The 25,548-nt window shown below is 42.8% G+C and carries 13 protein-coding genes; 3 read left to right on the top strand and 10 right to left on the bottom strand.

Annotation, left to right across the window (positions count from 1 at the left end; translation table 11 throughout):
* Nucleotides 1-14 precede the first annotated feature (14 nt).
* From recD to recC, 3 genes are read right to left on the bottom strand one after another with little or no spacing between them, the layout of a single operon-like run.
* Entirely contained in the window at nt 15-2,084 is a 2,070-nt protein-coding gene (gene recD / locus ABZA00_RS00575) for an exodeoxyribonuclease V subunit alpha (protein WP_372880194.1), read from the bottom strand.
* Nucleotides 2,078-5,749 (bottom strand): exodeoxyribonuclease V subunit beta, encoded by a 3,672-nt coding sequence (recB, locus tag ABZA00_RS00570; RefSeq protein WP_372880193.1) that lies wholly within the window; start codon nt 5,747-5,749, stop codon nt 2,078-2,080. The genes recD and recB overlap by 7 nt, the downstream gene beginning before the upstream one ends.
* On the bottom strand, nt 5,749-9,198 hold the full coding sequence (gene recC / locus ABZA00_RS00565; protein WP_372880192.1) for an exodeoxyribonuclease V subunit gamma: 3,450 nt from the start codon (nt 9,196-9,198) through the stop codon (nt 5,749-5,751). Before recC ends, recB begins: the two co-directional genes overlap by 1 nt.
* A gap of 482 nt (nt 9,199-9,680) precedes the next feature.
* Here recC and ABZA00_RS00560 point away from each other — a divergent pair, with 482 nt between their 5' ends.
* On the top strand, nt 9,681-9,878 hold the full coding sequence (locus ABZA00_RS00560; protein WP_372880191.1) for a hypothetical protein: 198 nt from the start codon (nt 9,681-9,683) through the stop codon (nt 9,876-9,878).
* Between the two features lie 413 nt (nt 9,879-10,291).
* On the opposite strand, the gene ABZA00_RS00555 is transcribed toward ABZA00_RS00560, so the two are convergent.
* Nucleotides 10,292-10,981 (bottom strand): hypothetical protein, encoded by a 690-nt coding sequence (locus ABZA00_RS00555; RefSeq protein ID WP_372880190.1) that lies wholly within the window; start codon nt 10,979-10,981, stop codon nt 10,292-10,294.
* Between the two features lie 111 nt (nt 10,982-11,092).
* Nucleotides 11,093-12,097 carry an adenosine deaminase gene (gene add, locus ABZA00_RS00550; protein WP_372880189.1) on the bottom strand — a complete coding sequence of 335 codons (1,005 nt, stop codon included), beginning with the start codon at nt 12,095-12,097 and terminating at the stop codon, nt 11,093-11,095.
* A 281-nt stretch (nt 12,098-12,378) separates the two neighbouring features.
* On the opposite strand from add, the gene ABZA00_RS00545 reads away from it, so the two are divergent.
* On the top strand, nt 12,379-14,058 hold the full coding sequence (locus ABZA00_RS00545; RefSeq protein WP_372880188.1) for a phosphoethanolamine transferase: 1,680 nt from the start codon (nt 12,379-12,381) through the stop codon (nt 14,056-14,058).
* Between the two features lie 187 nt (nt 14,059-14,245).
* Here ABZA00_RS00545 and focA read toward each other — a convergent pair whose 3' ends face one another.
* Nucleotides 14,246-15,109 carry a formate transporter FocA gene (gene focA, locus ABZA00_RS00540; protein WP_372880187.1) on the bottom strand — a complete coding sequence of 288 codons (864 nt, stop codon included), beginning with the start codon at nt 15,107-15,109 and terminating at the stop codon, nt 14,246-14,248.
* A gap of 317 nt (nt 15,110-15,426) precedes the next feature.
* Between focA and ABZA00_RS00535 the strand changes: the two genes are divergently transcribed.
* Nucleotides 15,427-18,768, top strand: a complete 3,342-nt coding sequence (locus ABZA00_RS00535; protein ID WP_372880186.1) for a mechanosensitive ion channel domain-containing protein — start codon at nt 15,427-15,429, stop codon at nt 18,766-18,768.
* Between the two features lie 59 nt (nt 18,769-18,827).
* On the opposite strand, the gene ABZA00_RS00530 is transcribed toward ABZA00_RS00535, so the two are convergent.
* The 4 genes from ABZA00_RS00530 to ABZA00_RS00515 form a co-directional block, all read right to left on the bottom strand.
* The gene (locus tag ABZA00_RS00530) at nt 18,828-19,661 is read right to left on the bottom strand and encodes a S1 RNA-binding domain-containing protein (protein ID WP_372880185.1); all 834 of its coding nucleotides are present in this window, start codon (nt 19,659-19,661) and stop codon (nt 18,828-18,830) included.
* A gap of 156 nt (nt 19,662-19,817) precedes the next feature.
* Complete coding sequence (locus tag ABZA00_RS00525; protein WP_372880184.1) at nt 19,818-20,249, bottom strand: hotdog fold thioesterase; 432 nt, start codon at nt 20,247-20,249, stop codon at nt 19,818-19,820.
* 19 nt (nt 20,250-20,268) lie between these two features.
* Nucleotides 20,269-23,313, bottom strand: a complete 3,045-nt coding sequence (locus ABZA00_RS00520) for an FAD-binding and (Fe-S)-binding domain-containing protein (protein ID WP_372880183.1) — start codon at nt 23,311-23,313, stop codon at nt 20,269-20,271.
* Nucleotides 23,314-23,620: 307 nt separating this feature from the next.
* The gene (locus ABZA00_RS00515) at nt 23,621-25,543 is read right to left on the bottom strand and encodes an EAL domain-containing protein (protein ID WP_372880182.1); all 1,923 of its coding nucleotides are present in this window, start codon (nt 25,541-25,543) and stop codon (nt 23,621-23,623) included.
* Nucleotides 25,544-25,548: the final 5 nt, after the last annotated feature.

Genomic DNA, 25,548 nt, shown 5'->3' with positions numbered 1-25,548 from the left:
TATTTTTTTACTTTTTATTCAAGTGTGAGCGAAGGGGTTTGTAAACGTTCCACTAACCGGCTGGATCGCTTAGTTTTATGACGTATCGCAGAGGCCATTAATCCTAAATCAGCGAACAGGGTCAGCTGTTTTTTTGCCCTTGTCACCGCGGTATAGATTAGCTCTCGGGTCACCACCGCAACATTACTTTCAGGTAATGCCAGTACAGTATGGGTAAATTCAGAACCCTGGCTTTTATGCACTGTCATGGCAAAAACAGTTTCATGTTCTGGTAAACGGCTTGGCTGGAAATCGGCAATAGTCGCATCGGGCATCTGAAAATACACCCGTAACTGCCCTGACTCATTCATTAAACACAAACCGATATCGCCATTAAATAAGCCCAGATGATAATTGTTTTGGGTGATCATCACCGGGCGCCCGACATACCACTGCGTATAAGTACTTTGCGGCTCAGTATGAGTCTGTGTCAAGGTTAACCAGCCCGCTTTTTGCAGCACACTCTCGCACAACCTGTTTAAACTGTTTACCCCCCACTCCCCGTTGCGCAGCGCAGACAAAATTTTAAACTGATTAAACTGTTTTAGTAGCTGCCTGGCAAGATCACGATTGTTTTCGCTAATCACGGTTAAATTCTGCAGATAAGGACGGTACCCTTCGAGCACCAGCGCAGTTAACTCCTTTCGACCTAAACTGCTATTCGGATAAAACTGCAGATCCTCATAATCATGGCATAACGCCTGTAATTGCCTGCTGTCTGATCGTCCGCTATTAATCGCCTTGGCTAAATAACCAATACCTGAGTATTGATCAAAACGGTAACTTTTTCGTAATAAGCATAAATTATCAGCCATGCTTGGGAGTCTGCCAGATGCTTGTAATAACGAACTGAATCCTGTTAATTCCGCCAGTTGTTGCGCTTTTTCTGTGCTGTATCCCGACTCAATAAAATGGCAAATATCCCCTAACACGGCTCCGGCTTCGACCGATGCAAGCTGGTCTTTATCACCTAATAAGATCAACCGCGCGTGATCCGGCAACGCCATCATCAGTTTTGCCATCAGCGGCAGATCCACCATGGAAGCTTCATCCACCAGCAGCAGATCCAGATTGAGTTTATTATCCTGATTAAAGCGAAAGTGGTTACTGTTCGCTTTTACCCCGAGCAGACGGTGAATAGTGCTTGCTACATTGGGTATTTTTTCTCTGACACTTGCTTCAACCTCTAATTCCGTTAATGCATGGGTAATCGACTCAGTTAATCGCGCAGCCGCCTTACCCGTGGGCGCCACCATCCTGATGATTAATTCTGGTTGAAATTTCAATAGCAGCGCCAGCAGTTTGGTAACAGTGGTAGTTTTACCTGTACCCGGCCCACCCGAGATAACGCAGCGTGCGCTGGTAATCGCTAATGCGGCACTGACCTTTTGCCAGTTACAACGTTTATGCTCGGGAATTAAGCGCTCCAGGTGCTGTAAATCCGACGCATTTTGGGCTGTTAGAAACAACGCGTTAACCGCCTGCCAGTCAACTTTCTGCGCAGGGAGATAATCAAGAAATTTTTCACATAACAGTGTTAAAGACTGATTTTTATCGGCACACCAGGCCTGCCATAAATAATCATAATTAACCGCGAATAGAGTATCTAATTCCGCTTTGATATTTTTCTCTAAATGCACCGCTGGCTGACCTAATAATTTATCTGCAATAAGCTGTTCAAAATGAGCATAACGTGCCAGATACAGGGCATTAAACTGCAAACACAGCGGCGCATCGTCATTCACGCAGAGTGACTGACTCAATAGTGCATGTGTCTCAGGGCTATTCTGCAGTAAACACTCAATATCATGCTGTCGGCAAAATTCCTGCAGGTTTATCTCACTGTGCAGACACTTTTCATTTAAACGCCCGGCAATCTCTTCAACAGGTAAACAGATATGGCCGAGACCAAGATATTCACTGCAAAATGCAGCGCTTAACTGGGTTAACTTGTCCGCGCCCAACTCCGCCATAAAGCTTGCAAAATGATAATCAATTGCCCGTAACAGACCAGCCTCTTTCCATTGCTTAAGTTGTATTAACATATTGACTCCAATGCTGATTTGGCCGGGTTATTTTGCCCTGAAAAAAGCTTATCCAGTGCCTCGATCAGGCTAAAACTGGGTTTAGTAAAATACACACCCGAAGCCTGATCTCCCTGCATACCACGCAGGAAAAGATAAAAAACACCACCGATATGGGTGTCATAATCGTAATCAGCTAAACGGGATTTGAGTAAACGATGCAGTGCCAGGGTATAAAGCTGATATTGAAAATCATAGCGGTGTTCGATCAATGCCTCTTCCATTTTACTTTGTCTGTAATCGTCTAAACTGTCACCAAGATGGTTAGATTTATAATCGAGCAGATAATATTTACCATTTTTTTCAAAAGTTAAATCAATAAATCCCTTTAGAAAACCCTGTACCGTCCGGAACTGCAACAACCCAGCCCGCGCTGATAACGGATCGTATTTTTGCAGCAGTTTATTTACCTCCGCTGCCTGTAGTGGTTGCATCGGAATAAAAAACTGCATTTCAACTTTTTTCTGCTGCGCTGCTAGCTCCGCTAGCCTAATCGGCTGTTCAGCAATTAAATTCTGAGTCAGGATCTGCTCAATCCACTTCGCCAACACCGGTGCCCATAATTCCGGCTGTTGATAATGATCTGCTGTCAATTGCTCAACTAAAAATTCATTTAATGTTTCGCCCTGTGCATTTTCAAAATCGATCTGTTCAAATAAGCTATGTAAAAAGGTACCGTGTTTCGCCCCCCGCGGAAAACTAAAAGGGGTTTTCTCAGGCAGGGTTATCGCCGCTACGGGTGGAGCTTCTACCTGTTCACTTAGGTGATTTTCCTGTGCCTCTACTGCGATTGTGCTAACCGGGCTGTGAAAACGCGACAGTGAAGAATAACTGCTGATCCACCAGTTTCTTTCAATCTCTTTTTCAAGGACTAAGGGAGCATGTAAGCTGTGCTCTGCACGTTTTACCCGATAAGTTGTATCATCCTCAGCAGGCCGCGGACGGACAGTGATATTGTTACTCTTCCGGGCCATTTTTTGCAGATATTTGTCTAACAGCCCGGTATCGCCGGCTAAGAGATCTTTGCTTCCCTGTAAACAGATATAGCCTAAGGCACTTTTAGCAAGCGGACTGTTTTTCTCTCTGCCTTTTTTGTAATTAGCAATCCCCAGATAACAGCGATAGACACTGCGCGTTAGCCCTACATATAATAAGCGCAAATCTTCAGCTAATTGCTCTTTTTCAGTGAGCACAAAATGACTGCGGTTATTTTGCAGATCAAAAATAAGCTCATGGTTTTTGTCCGGATCATGATATAAACAGGCGCGCGGTTTTTGATATAATGCGCTGAACGGCATAAATACAATATCATATTCCAATCCTTTTGATTTATGCAGGGTGCTTACCTGAATCAGATCTCTTTCGCTTTCCAGGCGTTGTTTCTGCTCGCTTTCTTCACTGTTGCTTTGTGTTACCTGCTCACCAAACCAACGCAGCAGAGCAAACTCACCATCGTGATCAACACTGTTTTTCTGCAGCAACTCAGCCAGATGCAATAGATCCGTGAGTAACCGCTCACCCTGGGTATTGTTGAGTAAATGTGTTGTTATTCCCTGTTGATGGAACAATTTATGTAACATTGGCAGAATACCGAGGTTGCGCCACAGCTGACGATACTCAATAAATTGTCCAATTTTCTCCTCCCACAGGCGCGTATCCGATAAAACCAGATTCACCTGGTAAGGTGTCTGACAGAACAGTTTACAGGCAATAGCTGCGCGTAATAAACGTTCATTTTCAGGCTGTAAACAAGCCTGCAGAATACGTAATAAATCCTGTGCAAGTGGGGTTGTATAAACACTTTCTTTGAGTGATAAATAAACACTGTTAATATTTTCATTAAACAGAGCTTTGCGGATCAGCTGCGCTTCTTTTCCGGTACGCACTAATACAGCGATATGATTTGCCCGAATCGCTGTTTTCTTGCCGTTTTCATCTTCCAGATAAGCCTTATCCTGCTGTGCTAATAACAATATTTTTTTAATTTCACTGACACAGGCATGAGTTATTGCGTCTTTAAAACCCTGAATATTTTCGCCGCCAACGGCATGAATAAACTGCAATGCGCTTTGTGCTGCATCCTCATTATTGAGCACCACTAATTTTTTGCGTTTAATCTTCGGGGCATTAACTGCAATAAAGGGAATATCTTCATTATAAATAAAAGGCGCAGGACAGAACTCAAAAAAGGTATTACAGGCATCGATCATCTCCGGAGTAGAACGGTAGTTATTATCTAAACTGTAATGGGCGCTTACATTCTGACGCGCTTTCATATAGGTAAAAATATCCGCGCCGCGAAAGCTGTAGATGGCCTGCTTGGGATCACCAATCATAAATAAGCCGAGACTTTTATCAATATCAGAGGACGCTGAATCGGGCACATCTGCCGCCTGATAAATGCCCTGAAAAATACGGTATTGGACCGGATCGGTATCCTGGAACTCATCTATCAGAGCAACCGGATAGGCATTTCTGATCTGCACGGCTAAAGCGTTGTCTTTGGCGTTCTGCAGTGCACTGTCCAAACGCGTCAGCAGATCATCAAACCCCAGCAGCATCTGCCTGTTTTTATTTGCCTGCAGATGTCCGCGTACCCACATGGCAGCCTTCTGCAGGATAGTATTTTCCAGGGAGAGATCCAGCGCTAAAAGCTGATCAATTTCCTCAAAGACCGGGTGGCTGGGCGCTGTACCTTTAGGGGTTTTTTCAATTAAAGCCTGCTGCGAAAATTTAACCAGATTTTTAGGTAAACTTAGACTGTAGCCGGATTGAAACGCCCATTGCGACACCTCTTCCAACCAGTTGGGCAGATGTTTCTTACTGTAACTGCGTTTAGAGACATCGGAATAGCTAATAATATCGGCATAGTCCGGCAGATCATTAATCCAGTTCGTTTTCAGCTGTTCAATAGCCAATAAACTATGTTCATATTTAGCTTTAAAGTCAAAATCAGTTATCACCGGCAAAAAATGTACATCACTGCGTGATAACAGAGGACTTAGGCTTCTCTTCAGCTGCTCCGGGCTTTCCCAATAACTGAAAATCAGCTCGGTCAGAGGAGTAGACAGATCATAGAAAAAAGTACGCCAGAAATCATTACAGGCAAGCTGTAACAATTCCGTATCATCTTCTAATAAACTTTGCTGAAATAAGCTGCCCGACTCAAAGGCGTTCTGCATCAACATGCGCTGGCAAAAACCATGGATAGTATAAATCGCCGCCTCGTCCATCTGCAGCTCGGCAAAACGTAACAAACGAATCGCAATCTGGTGATCCTGAGTATTCTCCATCAAACTTTGGTTAAAAGGATCATCACTCTTCCCCTGCATAAAATCCAAACGCACGTTTTGAATACGTTCTCGGATACGCGTGCGCAGCTCCGCTGTTGCCGCCTCGGTAAAGGTCACCACTAAAATTTGCTCCACGGTCAGCGGTTTTTGATGCGCATCATTCTCACCATGGCCCAGTAACAAGCGAATAAATAAGCTGGCAATGGTATAGGTTTTACCGGTTCCGGCTGAAGCTTCAATTAAACGCTGCCCGTAAAGAGGAAAAGTTAAGGCATTGAGTGACTGCACTTTTGTCTCTGTTGTACTGCTAGTCATTTTTTTAAATTCATCCATTATTCAGCACCATCCCATTTCTCATATTCGATTGAGCTTATATTGGTTAAAATCGGCATAAATATTTTCAGTGCCAGAGGTTGAAACTCATCCCAATGGTCCTCCAGATTGTCATAACAGCGGTTAATATAAGGATCCGAACCCTCGGAATAACCGCGCTCGCTGCAAAAACTTGCTAACGCCGCCTGTTGTGCTTCGGCAATCGTGGCAAACTGCAAATCTTCCAAAACAAAACAATCCGGCTGCAGTATATGCACCAGATTGCACCAGGCAAAAGCACTCTGTATAAAAAACGGTAAGGGGCGCTGTAAACCCTGCTCATATAAAACCAGCAGTTCATTTATTTTTTTATAAGCGTAATCAGCCGAAACCTCTTCAAAATAGATACCGCTCTCCTGTCCAAACAAACTGGAATTAAGGTTTTCAGCAGAAGCAATGCAGTAACAAAGATGCTCCAGCCAAAGCACCAGAATATCTTTACCTTTAATCCCTCCGGTTTTCACCCGCACTAAGCCGTTTTCACAATGATCGCTTAATTCTCCGATTAAACGTTTTTCGGCAAACTGGATATCTATCAGAATCGTTTCCATCTCACCAACAAAAAAACTGGCCGTCAAATCCGCTAAGTCTTCCATTTGGCCGAGATCTTTATTAAAAATCAATGCCGCAAACTCGCCAAAAGGTAATTCACCCGCCGCCCTTCTTTGAGTAAACAATGCATCCAGTGATTTACCTTGCAAGGCGTAATCAAACTGCTCTCTTTTAAGATAATACCTTTGCAGATTATCCAATGAGAAAGGCTCATCATTATCCTGCTCACTATTATCCAACTCAAAGTAGACATCTAAACGCTGATTAAAAAAAGCCTTGCAGGGATGTTTTAAAAATTGTTTGAGTTGCTCCAAAAGCACTTCCGTTAAGGGCTGGTCCAGTGCAAGCAGGTCACTTTCACTCTCCTGAGGCGCATTTTTTTGTTCCGACAATGCCAACCACCAATCCGGATTGTAGGTTTTTAATTCACCCTGATAATAACTCTCACTAAAGCTCTGCATAGGATAATGAAAGGTCAGATAGGCATTTAATGCCTTTTCAGCAACACGGCTTTTATCCTGTTGATTCTCTTTTAAGACAAAACTTTGCTGACAATAATTAACTAATTCCGAGACCAGCACGCTTGGCATTTTTGCACTGTTATCATTAATATCCCGGCCAATATAGCTGATATAAAATTTATCCTGTGCTGACAGCAGCGCCTCTAAAAAGAGATAACGATCCTCTTCACGGCGGGATCGGTCACCTCTTTTACGGTGCCCAACCATCAAATCAAACCCCATCGGAACAATATTACGCGGATACTGACCATCGTTCATCCCTAATAAACAGACAACTTTAAAGGGAATAGAGCGCATCGGCATAAGCGTACAGAAATTAACCTGACCGGCTAAAAAACGCTGGTTATTGGTTTGTCCTGATAAATGGTGCTGCAAATGTTCAATTAAGACAAACAATGATATTGGCTGAACAAAGTGAGCCTGTTGTGTATGCTCCAATAAATTATCCAGTTCATTGCGGATAAGGGTTAATACCGTGGTGTTATCATCATCTTCAAGATAAAAGTCTTCCAATAATTGGTAGACAAAAGCATGCCATTGCTGCGCACTGTATGACTGCTGCAGTCCTTCCTGCAGTTGAATTAGTGCATCAATAAAGTCGATAAACCGGCCTAACAGATCTCCCTGTAGCCCCTGCACTTCATCGTAGGGAGAAATACCTTCAAACAAACCGTCACTCATGGCATAACCAAGCAGCATACGCCGGATACCAAATAACCAGCTGTTCTGTGACAGTCTTGGCAGATCCCACTGCAGGGCACTTTGTTCATCCAGTCCCCAGCGAATGCCACTTTCGTTGATCCATTTCTGCAGCAGTACAAACTCATCCTGATCCAGTTTGAAACGCTGTAAGATAGCCGGTACTTCCAGCAATGCCAGAATATCTTCGCGGGTATAGCGGCTCTGGTTTAAATTAAGCAGCTGCAGGAAACTGATCAGGATAGGATTTTCCTGCTGCGCACTGACATCAGAAATACTGAACGGGATATAACGCTGCTGCTCTACACTGGCAAAAACAGCCTGCACATAGGGGGCATATTGATCAATATTAGGCACCATCACAATAATATCTTTAGGTGTCAGGTTATTATCCCCGGCAAACATCGCTAATAAATTATCATGCAGGACTTCCACTTCGCGCATCACACTGTGACATAAATGCAGGCTGAGCGAACGGTCATCACCGGACAGGCAAATGCGTTTACCGGCATCCAGCGTTAATGCTTGACTACTGTCCTGCAGTTCTAAAATATCCGCTTGAATATGATGCAGTAAACTATCCCGGGTTATATCGACAAAAGCGTCGATTTCCTGCTGCTCCAGTGCATACAGCTGAAAGAGAAAATCACGCCCCATTTTTCCCATAGAAGCTAACAGCGGATTTCCCACCTCACTATCGGGATCTTCACTTTTTGCCCACTGCAGATGAGCATCATCTTTTTGCCAGCTGCTATCGGGCAACTGTTTCAAATGTCCCTCACTGACCGTCAGTTTCTGGCGGCTTTGGGCAAAACGTCTGGCTAATAATTTAGGGTCAACAATATCAGCCCAATAATAACGGCAGGGATTGGTTAACAAAAAGTGCACGTCACAATGTTCTGCCAGCCCCAGTAACGCCTGTAAATAAGATTCCGGTAATGCTGAAATACCGAAGACAAAAATACGTTCAGGAAGATGTTCCAGCTTTTGTTGCGTTTGTAATACCCCTAAAAAATCTTTATACAGACCGGCTCGGTGATAAGCTTTTCCCCGTGCTTTATATGTTTCTGCGATGCTTAAAGTCAATTTTTTCCAAAGTTTTGCCTGCCAGCGCTGATCTTCCAGCCATTCTGGTGTGGATCTATTGCCTGCACTGCCCCACTGATTAAGCTGCAACTCTGAGGCATTTTCCCAGGCTTCAATCCATTCCGGACGGTAAACTAAATATTGGTCAAAAATATCGGCAATTTTTTGACTTAATTGAAATCGCTTGCGGAGGTGCAGATCATCTTCAAGGTAATGCAATAAAGCAGCAAAATCAGGATCATCTAAACATTCGGGCAGGAGCTGCATAATTTGCCAGGTCATCGACATTTTATTGAAAGGACTTTTCTCGGGTACCTCTTTTAACAGATGTTTGAATTGCTGCCAGATAAAACTTGCCGGCAGGGGAAAATCAATATTTGCACTGATACCTGTTGCCTGCGCGATCTCTAACTGCAGCCACTGTGCCATGCCCGGGCTCTGCACCAGAATTGTTTCACTTTTAAAAGGGTCATCAAATTTTTCACCCTGCAATAAAGCAACCAACAGGTCTTTTAACAGCGCCAGTTGATTTGAATGATATACCTGAAACACAAGCGTCTTCCTTTTTAATTTTATCTGATTTTCAATAGTATACCGTTAGACAGGCGATTTATTCACTGCTCATCTCACAAAATATGCCAAGTAAATGGTCTTGCGGAAAGTCGAAACGACAAACCGATAGCCTGTCTTTTGGCCAGCGCAGCTTACTCCGCGAATAGAGTCAATAATCTTAACCTGAAACACGCATTAACGGGTGTTCGACGCTTATGGCGACATGCCGATGACCAACAACTGACATGAATAAATGTGACGAGTAGCAGATATGCAGAGCTAAACAACTTTAAACTTTTTAAAAAACGGTTTCTTAGAATAAAAAAGCCTAAAAAACAGCGTTTTTTTCTTTACTAAAAACGGAAAAAACTGCGATGATTCCTAAGTCAAGAGCAGGCATCATTGCCATGCCTTGTTTAGATTGATCTATCTTTATCGCACAGTGATAAATTTTACTAGTAGGTTTGTTTGGAGTGTTTACAATGAGAAGCAGCAATCGTTCTCAGAAATCTAATGAATTTGATAATGAGTGGCAAGATCAGGATGACCTGATCCATGCGCGTAAAAGTCACCAGAATCATCGTGGTCGTGACAAAGGACAGATGCGCCACAGCAGTGAGTATGTTAAGGGACATAAAAAATCCCATGACTTCTTGAGCGAGGATTTCGACTACGAATAAACCGCTATAAAAAAGAGCCAATTTCCTGTTAACGTAACAGGGGAAAAAAAGCGATGTAAACGCTATAAATAACATCCGGGTTGAAGATACAAAACTTCTCCCGGTTGCTAATGGAGCGGAAAATGTCGTAACCAGATAAGGGTACAAGCATTACATCTAAGGAACTAATGTACTGTTTATCTGCGCATTAATTATCGATGCTCAGTGATCATTTATTTGGTGCATCCTGCAACTTTCCCAAGTTAAGTGTAATGCAAATAAATTACGCCCTTTAGGTGGCACTCCACCTGCATCAAAAAAGAGCAATTTTAGAAATAACAGCCGGACAGGCATGCCTCCCCGGAAGATTGAAAAAAACCATAGTGCAGCAGAAAATACCACCTGATCTCTGCACATCAGAAAGGTGATTTTTTTCAGCGGAACACCGATAATCCAGCGATATCATTATCCGCATCTATATTTTGGCTAGTCTCCTCAACGCGTAAAATAACACGTAATTCAGACTCAATATCCAGCCTTGCACGTCTGATTTCGCTGTCAGCTTTATTAAACAGGCTTTGCAGCTCCTCATTAATACCGTTTGATAGGGTTTGGTTTGCGTATAACAAAGCTCTCATTAAGTCTAATGTGGTAGCAATTGATGCGTGGGATTTAGACACTTTTTTAGCGACGCCTCTGGAAAAATAAAGTTTATTTCTTTCAAAAAAAGTGACAAACGAGGTAAACCTGAGCACCGCTAAATCATAAGCTTCCTGCTGCGATGCTGTATTTTCAGCACCCGGCACCGGACGCACAGCAGCATGAATCGCCCCATCAAAATCAACCAGGTATTTGTACCCCTGATCCAATACCGCGACACGTTTTTCAATCAGATGGGCATGGCCAAGCTGAGCGGACTGTCGTTCAAACTTTAAATCATTCTCTAAAGCTTGTTGTTGCTGAGCATGTTCGGTGTTAAGTTTTTCAATATAGTCTGCATTTTTTGCCTGTTGTCGGCGTAATTTTCCGCTATTAAATATTCTTGCAAACCAAATAGAAAATAAAAATATCAATACCCCCAACGCAATTAATTCAATCATGGTCATTTCAAAGGTTTTATTCATTGCTTAACATCCCTATCTAAGAAAGTATTACAATACTATAGCAAACCATGGCAGGATACAGTAATCAGCACCTGCCTTATTACAATTAATTTGTAGGGAGCATTCCCTGCCTTATAAACGATTTAATGCACTGTTTCGTAATGCAATTTTTTCTGCATCAGAGAGAAAAGCCAGATCCACCCCATTAATTTGCGCCTGACGAATTTGTGTCTGGTTTAAACCGGCATTTACTGCCGCCACTTCGTATTCGTAGGGTAACTCAATCCCCTCAACGGCAGGATCGTCACTGTTTAAACATGCCAGTACACCATGCTCCAAAAAGGTCTTGATAGGATGAGTCGCCAGAGAAGAAACGGTGCTTGTTTGTATATTTGAAGTCAGGCAGGATTCAATACCTATCTGATGCTTAAGCAGATAATCCATCAGCTTAGGATCTTCCACCGCTTTGACACCATGACCGATACGCGTTGCGCCAAGTTCATGAATAGCCTGCCAAATACTATTCGCACCAGCAGCCTCTCCGGCATGCACTGTGACCTGCAGATCGGCAGCGCGAACAGCTTTAAAATGGCTGATAAAACGCTCTCCGGGTTGCCCCAACTCATCACCTGCCAGGTCAATGGCAACTAATTTATCTTTTTGCGTTAATAAAGCCTCAAGCTCCTGTTGGCACTTCTGCGGACCGAAAGTGCGGCTCATAATGCCGATCAGGTTGGCCTTAACTGCAAAATCGCGGCAACCGGACTGCACCCCATCCACAACGGCTTCCACCACTCCCTCTATCGGTAAATTGTGTTTCATTGCCATGTAATAGGGAGAAAAACGCAGCTCAGCATAATCAATTTTTGCAGCCATCGCATCCTGAACATTTTCATAGGCAACCCGGCGACAGGCATCAAGATCGCCCAACACAGCCACTCCCCAATCCAGTTTAGACAAAAAAGCCAGCAGACTTGGCTCACTTTCGACAATCTGTACGTGCGGACGTAACCCAACAAGATCGTAAGCAGGTAGCGGCAAAGCAAATTTTTGACCTAATTCTAAAATGGTTTCAATGCGGATATTGCCATCCAGGTGGCGGTGGAGATCGGTGAGCGGGAGGTTGGTGGTAATCATTATGTATTCCTCTAAACAAGCCTATTTTCTTACGAATGCATTATAGAGAGTGGCAATTTATCTGTCTGTAAGCAATGACTGAAATAACTGAGAATAATCTAGCAGGCAAGATGCGTTCACATAATCTGGTGGTTATTCTGCAGTAAAAAAACCTGGGGGAATGCGATGCAATCGTTGATTCTGCTCAGCAGCCAATAACGGTCTATATTAAGTACATATTCGGGTCTTATATGGACTCCCACAATATGTCAAAAAGAAATTATCAAGCTATACGGGTGAGCATGTTGAAATCAATTTCGTTGACAACCATTAAAAACGGCAATATTCCCATCAACATGGTGTTGTTGGTCATCCTGCTTTCTCTGTATTACGCTGTTGTTTTAAATTACCCGATCGCTGAAAAAATATATATATTATCTGGCCATCAGAGTATCTTTTATTATCTTTCAACTGCCACTTTGACGTTCGCATTTATCATTATATTTTCATTATTTGCCCTGCCTTATCTATTTAAAGCAATCCAGATCCCGCTTCTTTTAACTTCCGCATTAACTTTTTATGCCAGCCTTAAATATAATATTATGTTTGATTACACTATGGTCGAAAATATTTTTGAGACAAATTCAGGTGAGGCTTTATCCTACATAAACGCGCAGTCAATTTTATACTTTATTTTTTTAGGTGTGTTGCCTGCTGCTTTTCTTTTTAAAACAAAAATAATTTACGCAAACAGTATTTATAGAGAGCTCGTTAACAGAATTTTATTGCTCAGTGCAGCCCTTGGCGGGATATTGCTAATAGCAGCCTTTTATTATAAAGATTATGCATCTATCGGACGAAACAACAGCTATCTTAACAAAATGCTTAATCCGGCACATGCATACAATTCATATAAGTATCTGCACAAACGTTATTTCACCGAGAAATTGGAATACAAAATAATTGGCGAAGATGCAAACCTTAAGAGAGCAAAAAATGACAAACCGACTTTAATGATTCTAGTGCTCGGGGAAACGGCACGTTCACAAAATATTGCCTACAACGGCTACAGCCGCAATACCACCCCCTACACTCAGGGCATGGAGCTTATCTCATTTATCAATGTCTCCTCTTGCGGGACAGCTACCGCGCAATCACTGCCATGCATGTTTTCAAATATGAATCGCTCTGATTACAATAAAAACCGTGCCGATAATCAGGATAATGTTCTGGATATTCTTTCTCATGCAGGCGTAAACCTACTCTGGATTGAGAATGACGGAGGAGACAAAGGCGTAGCTAAAAATATTTCAACAATACAAATTAATCCGTCGGGTAATTCTGATTTCTGCAATGGCACAACTTGTTATGATGAGGCGCTGCTCGAGGGAATAGATGACAAGATCAAAAATAATCAAGGTAACCTTCTGATTACACTTCACATTATCGGCAGTCATGGGCCCACTTACTGGCAGCGTTACCCGGAAAGTCAAGCTGTATTTACCCCCGCCTGCAATCGTAGTGACATTGAAAAATGCACGGATCAGGAGATTATAAACGTTTATGATAACACCCTGATTTATACTGATTATGTCATTGCTCTGACGATTAAAAAGTTAACTCAATATAAAGATCAGTATAATGTTGCCTTGATGTATATCTCTGACCATGGTGAATCGCTCGGTGAAAACGGCTTATATCTGCATGGCACCCCCTACGCGATTGCGCCCAAACAACAGACACAGGTTCCCTGGTTCATGTGGTTTGAAAATGATTACGCTGATGCAAAAGGATTCAATAAACAATGCCTGATTGATAAAGCCGGCAGCGCAGAGTTATCCCATGATAATTTATTCCATACCCTGCTTGGTTTCTATGGTGTGGACACCAGCGCAAAAGATAATCAGCTGGATCTTATTGACAGCTGCAAACTTGGCAGCAATGGACTTGCAAAAACGGATAGCAGTTCACCGCAAATTTAAACGATGAAGGGTAGTTAGAACAAACAGAGCCAGCATGGTGTAGCACAATCACACCACGCTAACTCTGTTATTTATAAATAATCTTTATTTAACTGCACAACAATTATCCCCATGTTACTTCAAAATGCTTTGCATCTAAAAATAACATGGGTATATACAAGCAGAACAGCTAGGCTCTGAATTGTTGTTAAAGTAATTTAACTTTGCTGGGACGAAGATAAATCATCCAGTGCATCAGGCCAACGACAACACCGCCACCGATAATATTACCGATAGTTACCGGTATTAAGTTATTAATAACAAAACTGATAATGGTTAAATCGGCAAAATCAGTCGGTGTATGACCAATTGCCTGCCAAAACTCCAGTGGCGCAAAATGTTGAATAATAATACCTGTTGGTATCATGAACATATTGGCAATACTGTGCTCGAAACCAGAGGCGACAAACATCGCCACAGGCAGCAGCACGGCAAACATTTTATCGGTAATGGTACGCGCCCCAAAAGCCATCCAAATTGCCAGACATACCATAATGTTGCATAACATCCCCAGGGCAATAGCCTGGGTGAAAGTATGATGTAATTTATGCTGAGCAGTAAGCAGGGCATTCAGTCCCCACTGTCCGTTATTGGACATATATAAGCCGGCAATAAAAATAAGGAGTACAGTGAAAGTTGCGCCAACAAAGTTGCCGAAATAAACGACGCTCCAGTTTTTTAACATCCTCCCGGTGGTAATCCGCCGGCTTGCTTTAGCAATCAAAGTCAAGGTACTGCTGGTGAATAACTCGCCCCCCACCACCACCACCAGCAACAGCCCCATGCTGAACGCCAGACCACCGATTAATTTTTTGATTCCCCAGGCAACGCCATCCAGACCGGTCGTCACCGTAATATAAAAAACAAAAGCGAGACTGATAAACATCCCCGCAGTAATGGCAAGATAAAATGCAGATAGAAACGCCTTGGTTGCTTTACTAAAAGCAATATCATCGGCTTTTTCCGTTATTTGATGAGGTAACAGCTCATCAATTTTATTTTCTGCTAGCATTGACGCATATCCTTTAAATTAAGTGATGGTGGGGGCTAATCAATGGATTATGTAGTAAATAGGGTACAAGTCAACATTCAAAAAAATGTTTTGATTTTATTAAACTTTTATATAGATAAGTGCCATACGAGACTTATTTTTTTACTCAACCACCATCGACACTACATAAAAATATCAAAATGATAGCGTCCTAAAAGTTTTAAAGAACTAAATTAGTGTAAACTCTAACAGGCTGTGATTCATTTTTACGTTACCATCTCCGCAGCAGGTCAAGATATTTTTCCGGCCTGTTTTGGGTAAATGGCTTGGGAGTTTCGATGAAAAAAGCTAGCAGACTAATTTTATTGGCAGCTGTTATTTTTTTTAGCTGTTCGGGGCTTACTCAGACAGTTAGCAGTGTAACTGTTGATACCCTTAATGAGCGCATTGAAGCAGCAACAAAATCTCAGGAATACGACGCGGAAACACAAGCCGCATTAATTCAGCTGTATCGCGACAGCATCGCCAACCAGCACCTTATTCAACAATACACAACGGCCACGGAGAAATATCAGGAAACATTATTGAGTGCGCCTCAAGAGATAAATTCCCTGAAAAAAATACAGGAGGAACGTTTAGCAAAAGATCCTTTAGCGGCATTAAAAATCAATCAATACACCAATCTGGCGAACTTAGAAAAGCTGATTTCTGATGAGGAGATAAATCGCGCTGAATCAGAAGCAAAACTGAGTTCGATCAACACTCGCATAGAAGCAAGCACTTCAAGACCCAGTCAGGCAAGAGAGAGAATTAACAGTGTCCGCCAGGAGATGGCGCAACTCAGTGAAAAACAGATGGACCCACAAGCGAATAAGAGCCCTTTATTTACTGAGGCTTACAACTGGTATTGGGAGTCCAAATTTAAAGCCCTGCAAACGGAACTGACCATGCTGGATCAGGAGCTGGTGAGCAACAGTTTGTTATTAAATCTTCTGCGTGAACAGCAGCAAAATGAAACAACAAAACTGAAAAGAACAGAAATGCGCATCGCATTTTTACGTGAACATGTTTTTAATAAACGCGCTGAAACCGTAAAAAAAATATCTGAATCTGCTAATGCCGTGCTGAACAGCGCCCTTGCAGAAGATAAGTATCTTAGCGAACTGGCAAAGCAGAATTTGACCCTTATTGATCTGTTGCAACTGCAGCTTAATGAACTGCAGAGCTTATTAGACAAAGACAATACAGAGCGTCAGTTAACCCTGCAGGTGTCGGGGGCCTTCACCAATGCACGGCAAAAATTGCAACTGGAGAGTGATTCTTCATTTATAGCGTTGTCAGTGCGTGCGCAAAGAGAAACACTGCCGGATAGTAAAAAATACATAGCATCGCGTAAAAAGCTACTTGCTGATATTGACAAAGTCAGTCTGCGTTTATTCAATCACGAAGAGATGCTAAATACAAATGAGCAGGCATTGGCTAAAACACTGGCCACAGATACCCATAAAAGTGTTGAATATGCGGACACCCTGTCCGAATTATTAGAAAACCGGCAAACTATGCTGGAAAGAGCAATCACCAATGATGAGGTACAGCGGCGCGGGTTATATGATTTAGCGGCCAGATATCTGCAATTAATTACTACAACACAAGATTATGATGATTATTTAACCAAGCACCTGCTTTGGCTAAAAAGCAGTCCCGCTTTTAATTTTATTATCTTCACCCAACTACCCTCTGAGCTTAAACAATATCTGACTCATTTGAAAAATGAATTAATAAATATGAAGAACCTCAGCGCACAGGATATATTCTTTCTTTTTATTCCCCTGCTGCTGGCACTGATTTTATTATTTATACGCCGTGATCTGTTCACCGCATTGCGACTTTGTGCAACAAAGGTCGGCCAGATTAAAGAAGATAGTATCCTGCATACTGTCAACGCGTTAATTTACACTACTTTATTGGCGCTGCCTTGGGGACTCACCCTGTTCACACTCAGTTGGGCATTCAAACTACCGGCAACCGCGACCAATATTTCTGTCGAAATTGCTAACGCAGGTATTTATACTGCTATCTCACTTTTCGCTGTACAGTTTTTAAAAATGCTCTGTATCAGTCAAGGCGTTGCAGAAATACATTTTGAACGGACAGTAAAAGGCTTGCTAAAGTATGCCCGAAAATTGAATTTGTTTATTTATTTTGCCATTCCCTGTTATTTTATTACGCTCAGTGCGATCAACTTATTCCCTGCAACATTGGGGGGATCCCTGGCAATATTAAGCCATTTCGCCATCATGTCGATAATGGTGATCATCATAGTCAGCATTTTACATCCCAGACGCGGTTTGCTGTATCGGGCACATACGACACACTCAGAAGTCGCATTTCAAACCCGAAAAATGATATTTTTCTTAACCATGTGCTTACCCGCCGCGATAGTGATTATGTTTTTGGCGGGGTACACCTATACTGCGGGTGTCATAAGTGATCGCCTGTATTTTTCTATTTTCTTCGCTGCGCTTGTGTGGATATTTCGTTCGTTTTTAAAACGCTGGTTACTAATTACCAGCAGAAGACTGACCTATGATAATTTAGTGATTGCACGAAAAGCTGAAATGGAACGCACCAAATCAGCAGGGAGTGAAATACATGATTTAAGCCACGAGGAGTTATTAGAGCATGAAATTGATTTAAAGACATTGGATGGCGACACGCGAAGGCTGATCAATGCCGCGGCGTTAGTGTTAACTGTATTGGGATTAATCGGTATTTGGGGACAGATGCTACCGGCCTTAAGCTTCCTAGAAGATATCGAACTATGGAATAAAAGCTTAACGGTTGACGGTAAAGAGGTGTTGATTGCCGTCACACTTGATGAGGTGCTAATCGCCCTTTTGGTCAGTATGGCAGGTTATATCCTCTCCCGGAATTTGCCTTCTCTGCTGGATATTATCTTACTTAAACGCGGCAAAATAAGCCCGGGATCGCGTTATGCGATTGTCACGTTAACGCGTTACAGCATCGTAATCATAACGCTTATTATCGCCATGACCTTACTGGGCATAAGTTCAGCACGTGTGGGCTGGGTGTTTGCGGCATTAAGTGTCGGCATCGGGTTCGGGTTACAAGAAGTAGTCGCTAACTTCATATGCGGCCTAATATTATTATTTGAACGCCCAATCAGAGTGGGCGATGTGATTACCATAGGAGGCTCAGAAAATTTATCAGGTACAGTGGTACGTATTCGTATTCGTGCCACTACCCTCAGAGACTTTGATGAAAAAGAACTGCTCATTCCCAATAAGGAATTAATTACCGGACGTGTGCTTAACTGGACACTCACTGATGAGACGGTGCGGATAATAATAAACGTTGGTATTGCCTACGGCAGCGATGTGGAATTAGCCATGAAAATTATCGAAGAGGTGGCTAAGGATAATGAGCGTACTATTGATGAACCCGCAACTTATGTCAGTTTTGAACAATTTGCCGATAGTTATTTATCACTTAATTTAAGGACTTATGTCGCTAAACAACGGGATCGTTTACGTACCATTACCGAGATACATAAAGAGATTGATAAACGTTTCAGAGCTGCGGGAGTGGTTATTGCGTTTCCACAACGGGACGTGCATATTATTTCCCATGAGGTGGTCAAACCAGCGCAGCAACCTTAACGGAGCAGATTCGGCCGGCCGTTTAAACGACCCGCCGTTTATGTGTTAACTCGTGCAGCTCAGTCTATTAAACGGATACCATTATCTTCAATATTAATCAGCTTCTTACGGTACAACTGACCAATTGCTTTTTTGAAATTCCCTTTGCTCATTTTTAAAATTTTGGCAATCTGCTCCGGTGAACTTTTATCTGAAAGCTGCAGGTACCCCTGATGCAGTTTCATGGTCTGGACAATCCGCTCTGCTAACGCATCTATTTTGCCATAACCCACTTGGGTCAGAGTCAAATCAATTTTTCCGTCTTCACGAACCTGTTTGATATAACCTTTGCATTTTTTACCAATGCCCATATCACCAAATACTTCACTCGGGAATAAAACCCCCCAATGTTTATTATTAATAATCGCTTTAAAGCCAAGGTCGGTTCTTTCTGCGATCAGCAAATCAACTTTATCGCCTACTTTATAAGAGGCTTCCTCTATATCTAAAAAACGATCCAATTTGGAAGATGCCACTAAGCGTTCACTGATATTGTCCTGATAAATATAAACGACATAACCGTAACCCTGCTTCATCGGGATTTTTTGCTGGTTAAAAGGCACCAACAGATCTTTCGGCAGGCCCCAGTCTAAAAATGCGCCCGCTTTATTAGTATCAATAACTTTCAGTGAGGCAAATTGCCCCGCTTCCGCTTTTGGTTTTTGCGTGGTGGCAATTAAACGATCATCGGAATCAAAATACAAAAATACCGACACTTTCTGCCCGACCTGCATATCGTTAGTAACATAACGGCGGGGTAATAAAATTTCGCCCTCTTCGTAGCCGTCAAGATACATGCCGAAATCAACCTGCTTGATAATAGTGAGCTCATTATAAGCACCGATTTTAATCATAACTTTCTCTTTATTATTTATTTGCCCGGCAGTCAATTACCACACGGCCATTTTAACTGTTTATAAAAAGCTGACAGCGTTCTGCTGGCAGCTTTCTTCCTGTTGCTGTTAAGCAGGTCTGTAACCATCTAAACGCCAGTCAGGCGCCTTCTAAGTTTATTCAGTGACAGGTTTATTTATCACTGCTATGGTCAGGCGTGAAATACACACCAGCTGCTGCCTGGCATTTTTTATCTCAATCGACCAGATTTGTGTTGTATAACCGATGTGCAGCGCGGTTGCCGTACCCGTTACCAGTCCGGATTTAACACTGCGGATATGGTTGGCATTAACCTCTAAACCAACGCAGATCTTATCGGCAGGCACAGCCAAATTCGCGGCGACGCTGCCTAAGGTTTCCGCTAAAACAACCGATGCACCGCCGTGCAGCAGCCCGAAAGGCTGCACCGTGCGATGATCCACGGGCATTGTACCGCTGAAATAATTATCCCCCACTTCGGTAAATACAATCCCCAGATGAGCGGTTAACGTATTTTCACTGGTGGCATTTAAGCGCGTCAAATCCGTGTTTTTTTTCCAAATCGACATTTGTCCAACCACTCTTCGCTTATAAAATTTCCAACAGCGCCTGAACGGGATGCTTCAGTGTTTGTCCTTCAATACGCTTGACTTGACTGCGGCATGAATACCCCGTCGCCAAACAATACGCCCGTTCGCGTTTGGCAATTTCAGCTTCCCAGCTCAGGCTATAAATCGCCTTCGAGTCAGCAAGTTTAGTCGCATCATGGCCGTAGGTGCCCGCCATACCACAGCACCCCACGGGCACATTGGTTAATTGCGCGCCAAAATGGTTAAATATTTTCGCCCAGTCGCCACTGGAAGTCGGCTCGGCAGTCACCTCGGTACAATGACCGAATAAGAAGTACTCTTTACCGCCTGCAGCCTTTTTATCGCCCGCCAAACGCGGCAATAACCATTCCTGAAAAAGATGTACATTAAAGTCACCGCGTTTTTCACCCAGCGCATGTTTATATTCATCACGGTAGCACAAGACCATGGCCGGATCCGTCCCGACCATAGGAATATTAAGGGCTGCCATCTGATTCAAAAAGTCAGCCGCATTTTTAGCAGTTTTCGCAAATTTATCCAGGAACCCCTTAATATGCTGCGGTTTACCATTGGCCTTAAAGGGCAGGATTACCGGTTTATAGCCTAACTTCTTGATGGTTAGCACTACATCTCTTACTACATCGGCATCATAATAGGTGGTAAAAGGATCCTGCACTATCAGCACATACTGCTGACGCTCAGCTTCGCTTAATGCCTGCAGCCTGCTTAAATCAAACTCAAGTACATCTTTATTGTTCAGTGAAGAAACCAGCGTCGGACTGGAAAGCAGCGGAATATCCACCATGCCGACAAATTTTTCTGTTAATGTGGCGGTCAGCTTCATACCCATAAAGAAGTTAAAAAATGCCGGCAATTTCCCCATTAATGGTGCGTACTGCTCAACATAGGCGACAAAATAATCTTTCAGCGGACGTAAATAACGGCCGTGGTAAAGGTGCATAAAGCGCGCCCGGAAAGTCGGCACATCAACCTGAATCGGACACTGACTGGTACAGGCTTTACAGGCCAAGCAGCCCTGCATCGCTTCCATCACCTCATGGGAAAAATCGTATTCCCCTTTACGTTTAGCAAGCGTATTGGTAAATTTTCTGAATAGAGAGGCATTTTTACCCGCATACAGATCATTTTCCAGCTGTAATACATCAATCTCATTATTTGCCAGCTGGCGTAACCACTCGCGCATTAAACCCGCACGGCCTTTAGGCGAATGGCGGCGATCTTTAGTCACTTTAACCGACGGACACATCGGTGATTTAGTATCGTAGTTAAAGCATAGGCCGTTACCGTTACAGTCGATACTCTCTTTAAAACTTTCACGCACCGCAATCGGTATTTGCCGATCGAAGGTGCCGCGTTTAACCGCATCCACGCTGACCAACAGCTCTTGTGAACTTAGCGGCGTACAGATTTTCCCCGGATTTACCCGGTTGTGCGGATCAAATACCGCTTTAATTTTACGTAATTCAGTGAATAACTCTTCACCAAAAAATTCAGGGCCATATTCACTGCGGAAACCTTTACCGTGTTCCCCCCACATCAGTCCTTTATATTTTGATGTTAATGCCACCACTTTATCGGAAATGGTACGCATCATTTTTTCCTGCTCAGGATCGCACATATCCAATGCCGGACGGACATGCAGCACACCGGCATCAACATGGCCAAACATACCGTAATGCAGTTTATGATCATCTAATAACTGACGGAATTCATTGATGTAAGGGGCCAGATTTTCCGGTGGTACGCAGGTATCTTCAACGAAAGCGACAGGTTTTGCGCTGCCGGCAGTATTACCCAGCAAACCTACGGCTTTCTTACGCATACCATAAATTTTATTAATATCAGCCAGATTTTCGCAAATTTGATAAGCGATCAGCCCCGCTTCTTTATTGGCAATCAATGTATCTAATTTTGCGACCAAATCAGCGACTTTTTTATCTTGGATTTGCTTATCTTCCTCAACAAATTCAACGATATTTAAGCCATCAACAATTTGACCCGGTACATCGGTAATCAACTCACTGACGCTATGCCAAACAATATCCTGTTTTGCTAAGTTTAAAACTTTCGAATCGATTGTTTCCACCGATAGCGCATTAGCCTGAACCAGAAAAGGCGCGTTTTGCAGTGCCGATTGAAAACTATCGTACTTAACATTAAGCAGGGTGCGATAAGTTGGGATTTTCTGCACATCTAATTTGGCTTCGGTAATAAATGCCAACGACCCTTCTGCACCACATAGAATACGCGTTAAATCCACTGCACCGGTTTGCGGATCATATACATGCTTCAAATCATAACCGGTTAAAAAGCGGTTCAGCTTGGGAAACCCCTGCTCAATCTGCTGCTGTTTCCCCGCGCAGGTTTCAACCACCTGACGGTAAATAGCCCCGATACTGTCCTGACGCGCACTTTGCTCCGCTAAGGCTTCACCTTCAACAGGCGCACTCTCTAAGACCTGCCCGTCAACTAATACAGAAGTTAATGCCAGAACATGGTCACTGGTTTTGCCGTATACAAGGGATCCCTGACCGGAAGCATCGCAGCTGATCATGCCGCCGATAGTGGCGCGGTTACTGGTTGATAAATCAGGTGAAAAAAACAGACCGTAAGGGCGTAAAAAGTCATTCAATTGATCTTTCACCACCCCTGTTTGTACCCGCACCCAGCCCTCTTTTTCATTCAGTTCGACAATCTGGTTCATATAGCGGGACAGATCCAGCACCAGATCATTACTTAAAGACTGGCCGTTGGTGCCTGTACCGCCACCGCGGGGAGAAAAACGGATGTTAGCGAATTCATCACCTTGGGCAAGTTTACAAATCTCAACAATATCCTGGGTTGAGCGGGGAAAGAGAACCGCCTGCGGCAAACATTGATAAACACTGTTATCTGTTGCCACAGCAAGACGACTGGCGTAACTTTTTTCTATTTCACCTGAATAGTTTGTTGCGCTTAACGCAGTTAAAAATGCGAAGTAATCTTGTTTTATATTCTCTTGATAAGATAAGTTTGGGATCATATCTGCAGTGCCCTTGTTCATTATTCGTTAATGTTGCTCATTTCTGCATCTTCAAGCAGTTTGACTATCTACCTGGCTGCATAAATATCTAATCAACTTTGCTGGTTAAAATTAATAAAACAACGGCGTTATCATCAATTTTTACTTTCCAGTTTTTGCCGATTTAATTAAGCGAAAAGCTATTAATAAAATTGCTGACGATAGTAGCACAAATTGCAAATGCAGGTAGAGGAGAAATTGTTTACGCTGAATTTAAGACTGAGATGAAATAACCTCAGTCTTTCAGTGCGGTTGTTACGGGAGAAAATCAGATAGCAACAGGGGCGGAGATGTACCCCTGATAACCTTCAATCTTCAGTGTATTAAACTGATGCAGATGTTGCTCATCTTCAATACCGGTGATCACAACTTTAATTTCTAACCCCTGTGCGATATTCACCAATGCCCGGCAAAGCTCCAGATTTTGCAGATTGCCTTGTGCCTCTTCGCGTTGGTAACCGGACAAAGAAATATCCAATTTCACATAATCCGGTTTTAATAACTGCAGGTATTCCAGGGTCCCTACCTGCTGACCGTAATGATCTATACCAAATTGAGCGCCGCCATTTTTTATAATAGTGGTGAGTTTAATCGCCTCATCCAGACAACTGGTGACGCCCGCTTCCGGCAATTCAAACTGGATCAGATGCGGATCTGCAATATCAGTTAAAAACGTGCTTAACCAGGTATGAAACTGACTATTCAGTATACTGTCCCGAGTCAGATTCACCGCCACGGGGTCTTTATTCAGAGCTAAAATTTTATCGGCAATAATAGCTTCTAATATGCACCTATCAAGCTGATGCCCCAAAGCTAGACGCTCTACGTAGGGCATAAACTCAGCCGCACGTGTGTTTTTGTCAGCGATTTGTAAACGGCAATAGATCTCACGCTGCATAACACGAGCACTACCCAGAATATGTACAGGCTGCCATTGGAAGGTAAACTGATTGTTGGCAATCGCTTCTTCCAGGCGAGCACGCCATTCCTCCTGAGTAAACTCCTGCTCCTGATCTGTCTGAAACCATTTGCTGATTTGATTTTCTAACAACGCTTTCTGCAGGGCATGATCTGCCTGAGATAATAATTCAACACGGGTGATATTAGCGGTTCTTGCACTTATACCGATAGCATAATCACGGTTGGGAACACAGCCTGCATTCAATATTTCCTGATTGATCAAACGTATTAACAACTGTAAATAATGGCAAATTTCTTGATGAGTTGCATCCGTTACCAGAAATGCAAATTCAGTATTTGATATACGGGCAATAAAACTTTGCGGCAAACTTTCCTGTAGTTTATCAGCCAGAATTTTTATGCTCTGATCTCGCACCTGATAACCAAATTTTCTATGGATTTCATCAAGCCAGTCAAATTTAGCTAATAAGAGCGCGCCAATCCCCGGATCATTTAACCAGCTATTTAATTGCCCGGTTAAATGTGTCCTGTTGGGCAGTTGTGAAACAGGATCAAATAATTTTTCATTTTTTAATAAATTGACCTGATTATCCAGAGAGTTAAACACTAAATTTAACTGTCCTGACATGGCATTGACTGCCTCTACTACTTTTTTAAGTTCTGTTGTTTTAGGTAAGATCAAATTTTTACTGAAGTTGCGCTGGGCAATGTTATGGGCATGAGCGGCTACTGCGTCTAAAGGTTTCAGTATTGCTTTTAATCGCAACCGGAATAGCAGTGTTGAAATAAAAAAAATAGCCACCAAAACCAGCACCATTTTGTGCATAATCCGCCATAATTCACGATAAGCAATCGCCGGGTTTGATTCTATTTTCAGCGTCGCCAACTGTAACCATCCCGAGGTAATAACGGTTTCCCGTATTTGCCCTTTAAATAGCCCCAAATTAACGAACCACAGCGGCACCCCCTCTATGCTGTGCGGGTTTTGCCATACCTGCTGTTTTTGGTCGGCAAGCCATGTCAGGCTGACATTCTGATAAAATCCTCCCTCAAAAATAACATTTATTAATGTTTCGACCGTCGCCACGTCGCCGGTTTCAAGATGAGGTTTGAGCATCAAACTTAAAGAGGTACTGGTATTGTTAAGATCCGACTCCATTTGATTACTCATGAATGCCGTTGTTTCACTAAACTGAAAATAAAATAAACTGGACAGTACAAGCAAAAACAGTCCCAGCAATAATGAGTTTATCTGGTTAAACAGGGTCATTTAAT

The sequence above is a fragment of the Psychromonas sp. genome, assembly GCF_041586535.1.
Lineage (GTDB): Bacteria > Pseudomonadota > Gammaproteobacteria > Enterobacterales > Psychromonadaceae > Psychromonas.
Note: the sequence above shows the minus strand (reverse complement) of the source record. Positions and strands in the feature narration are given on the sequence as shown.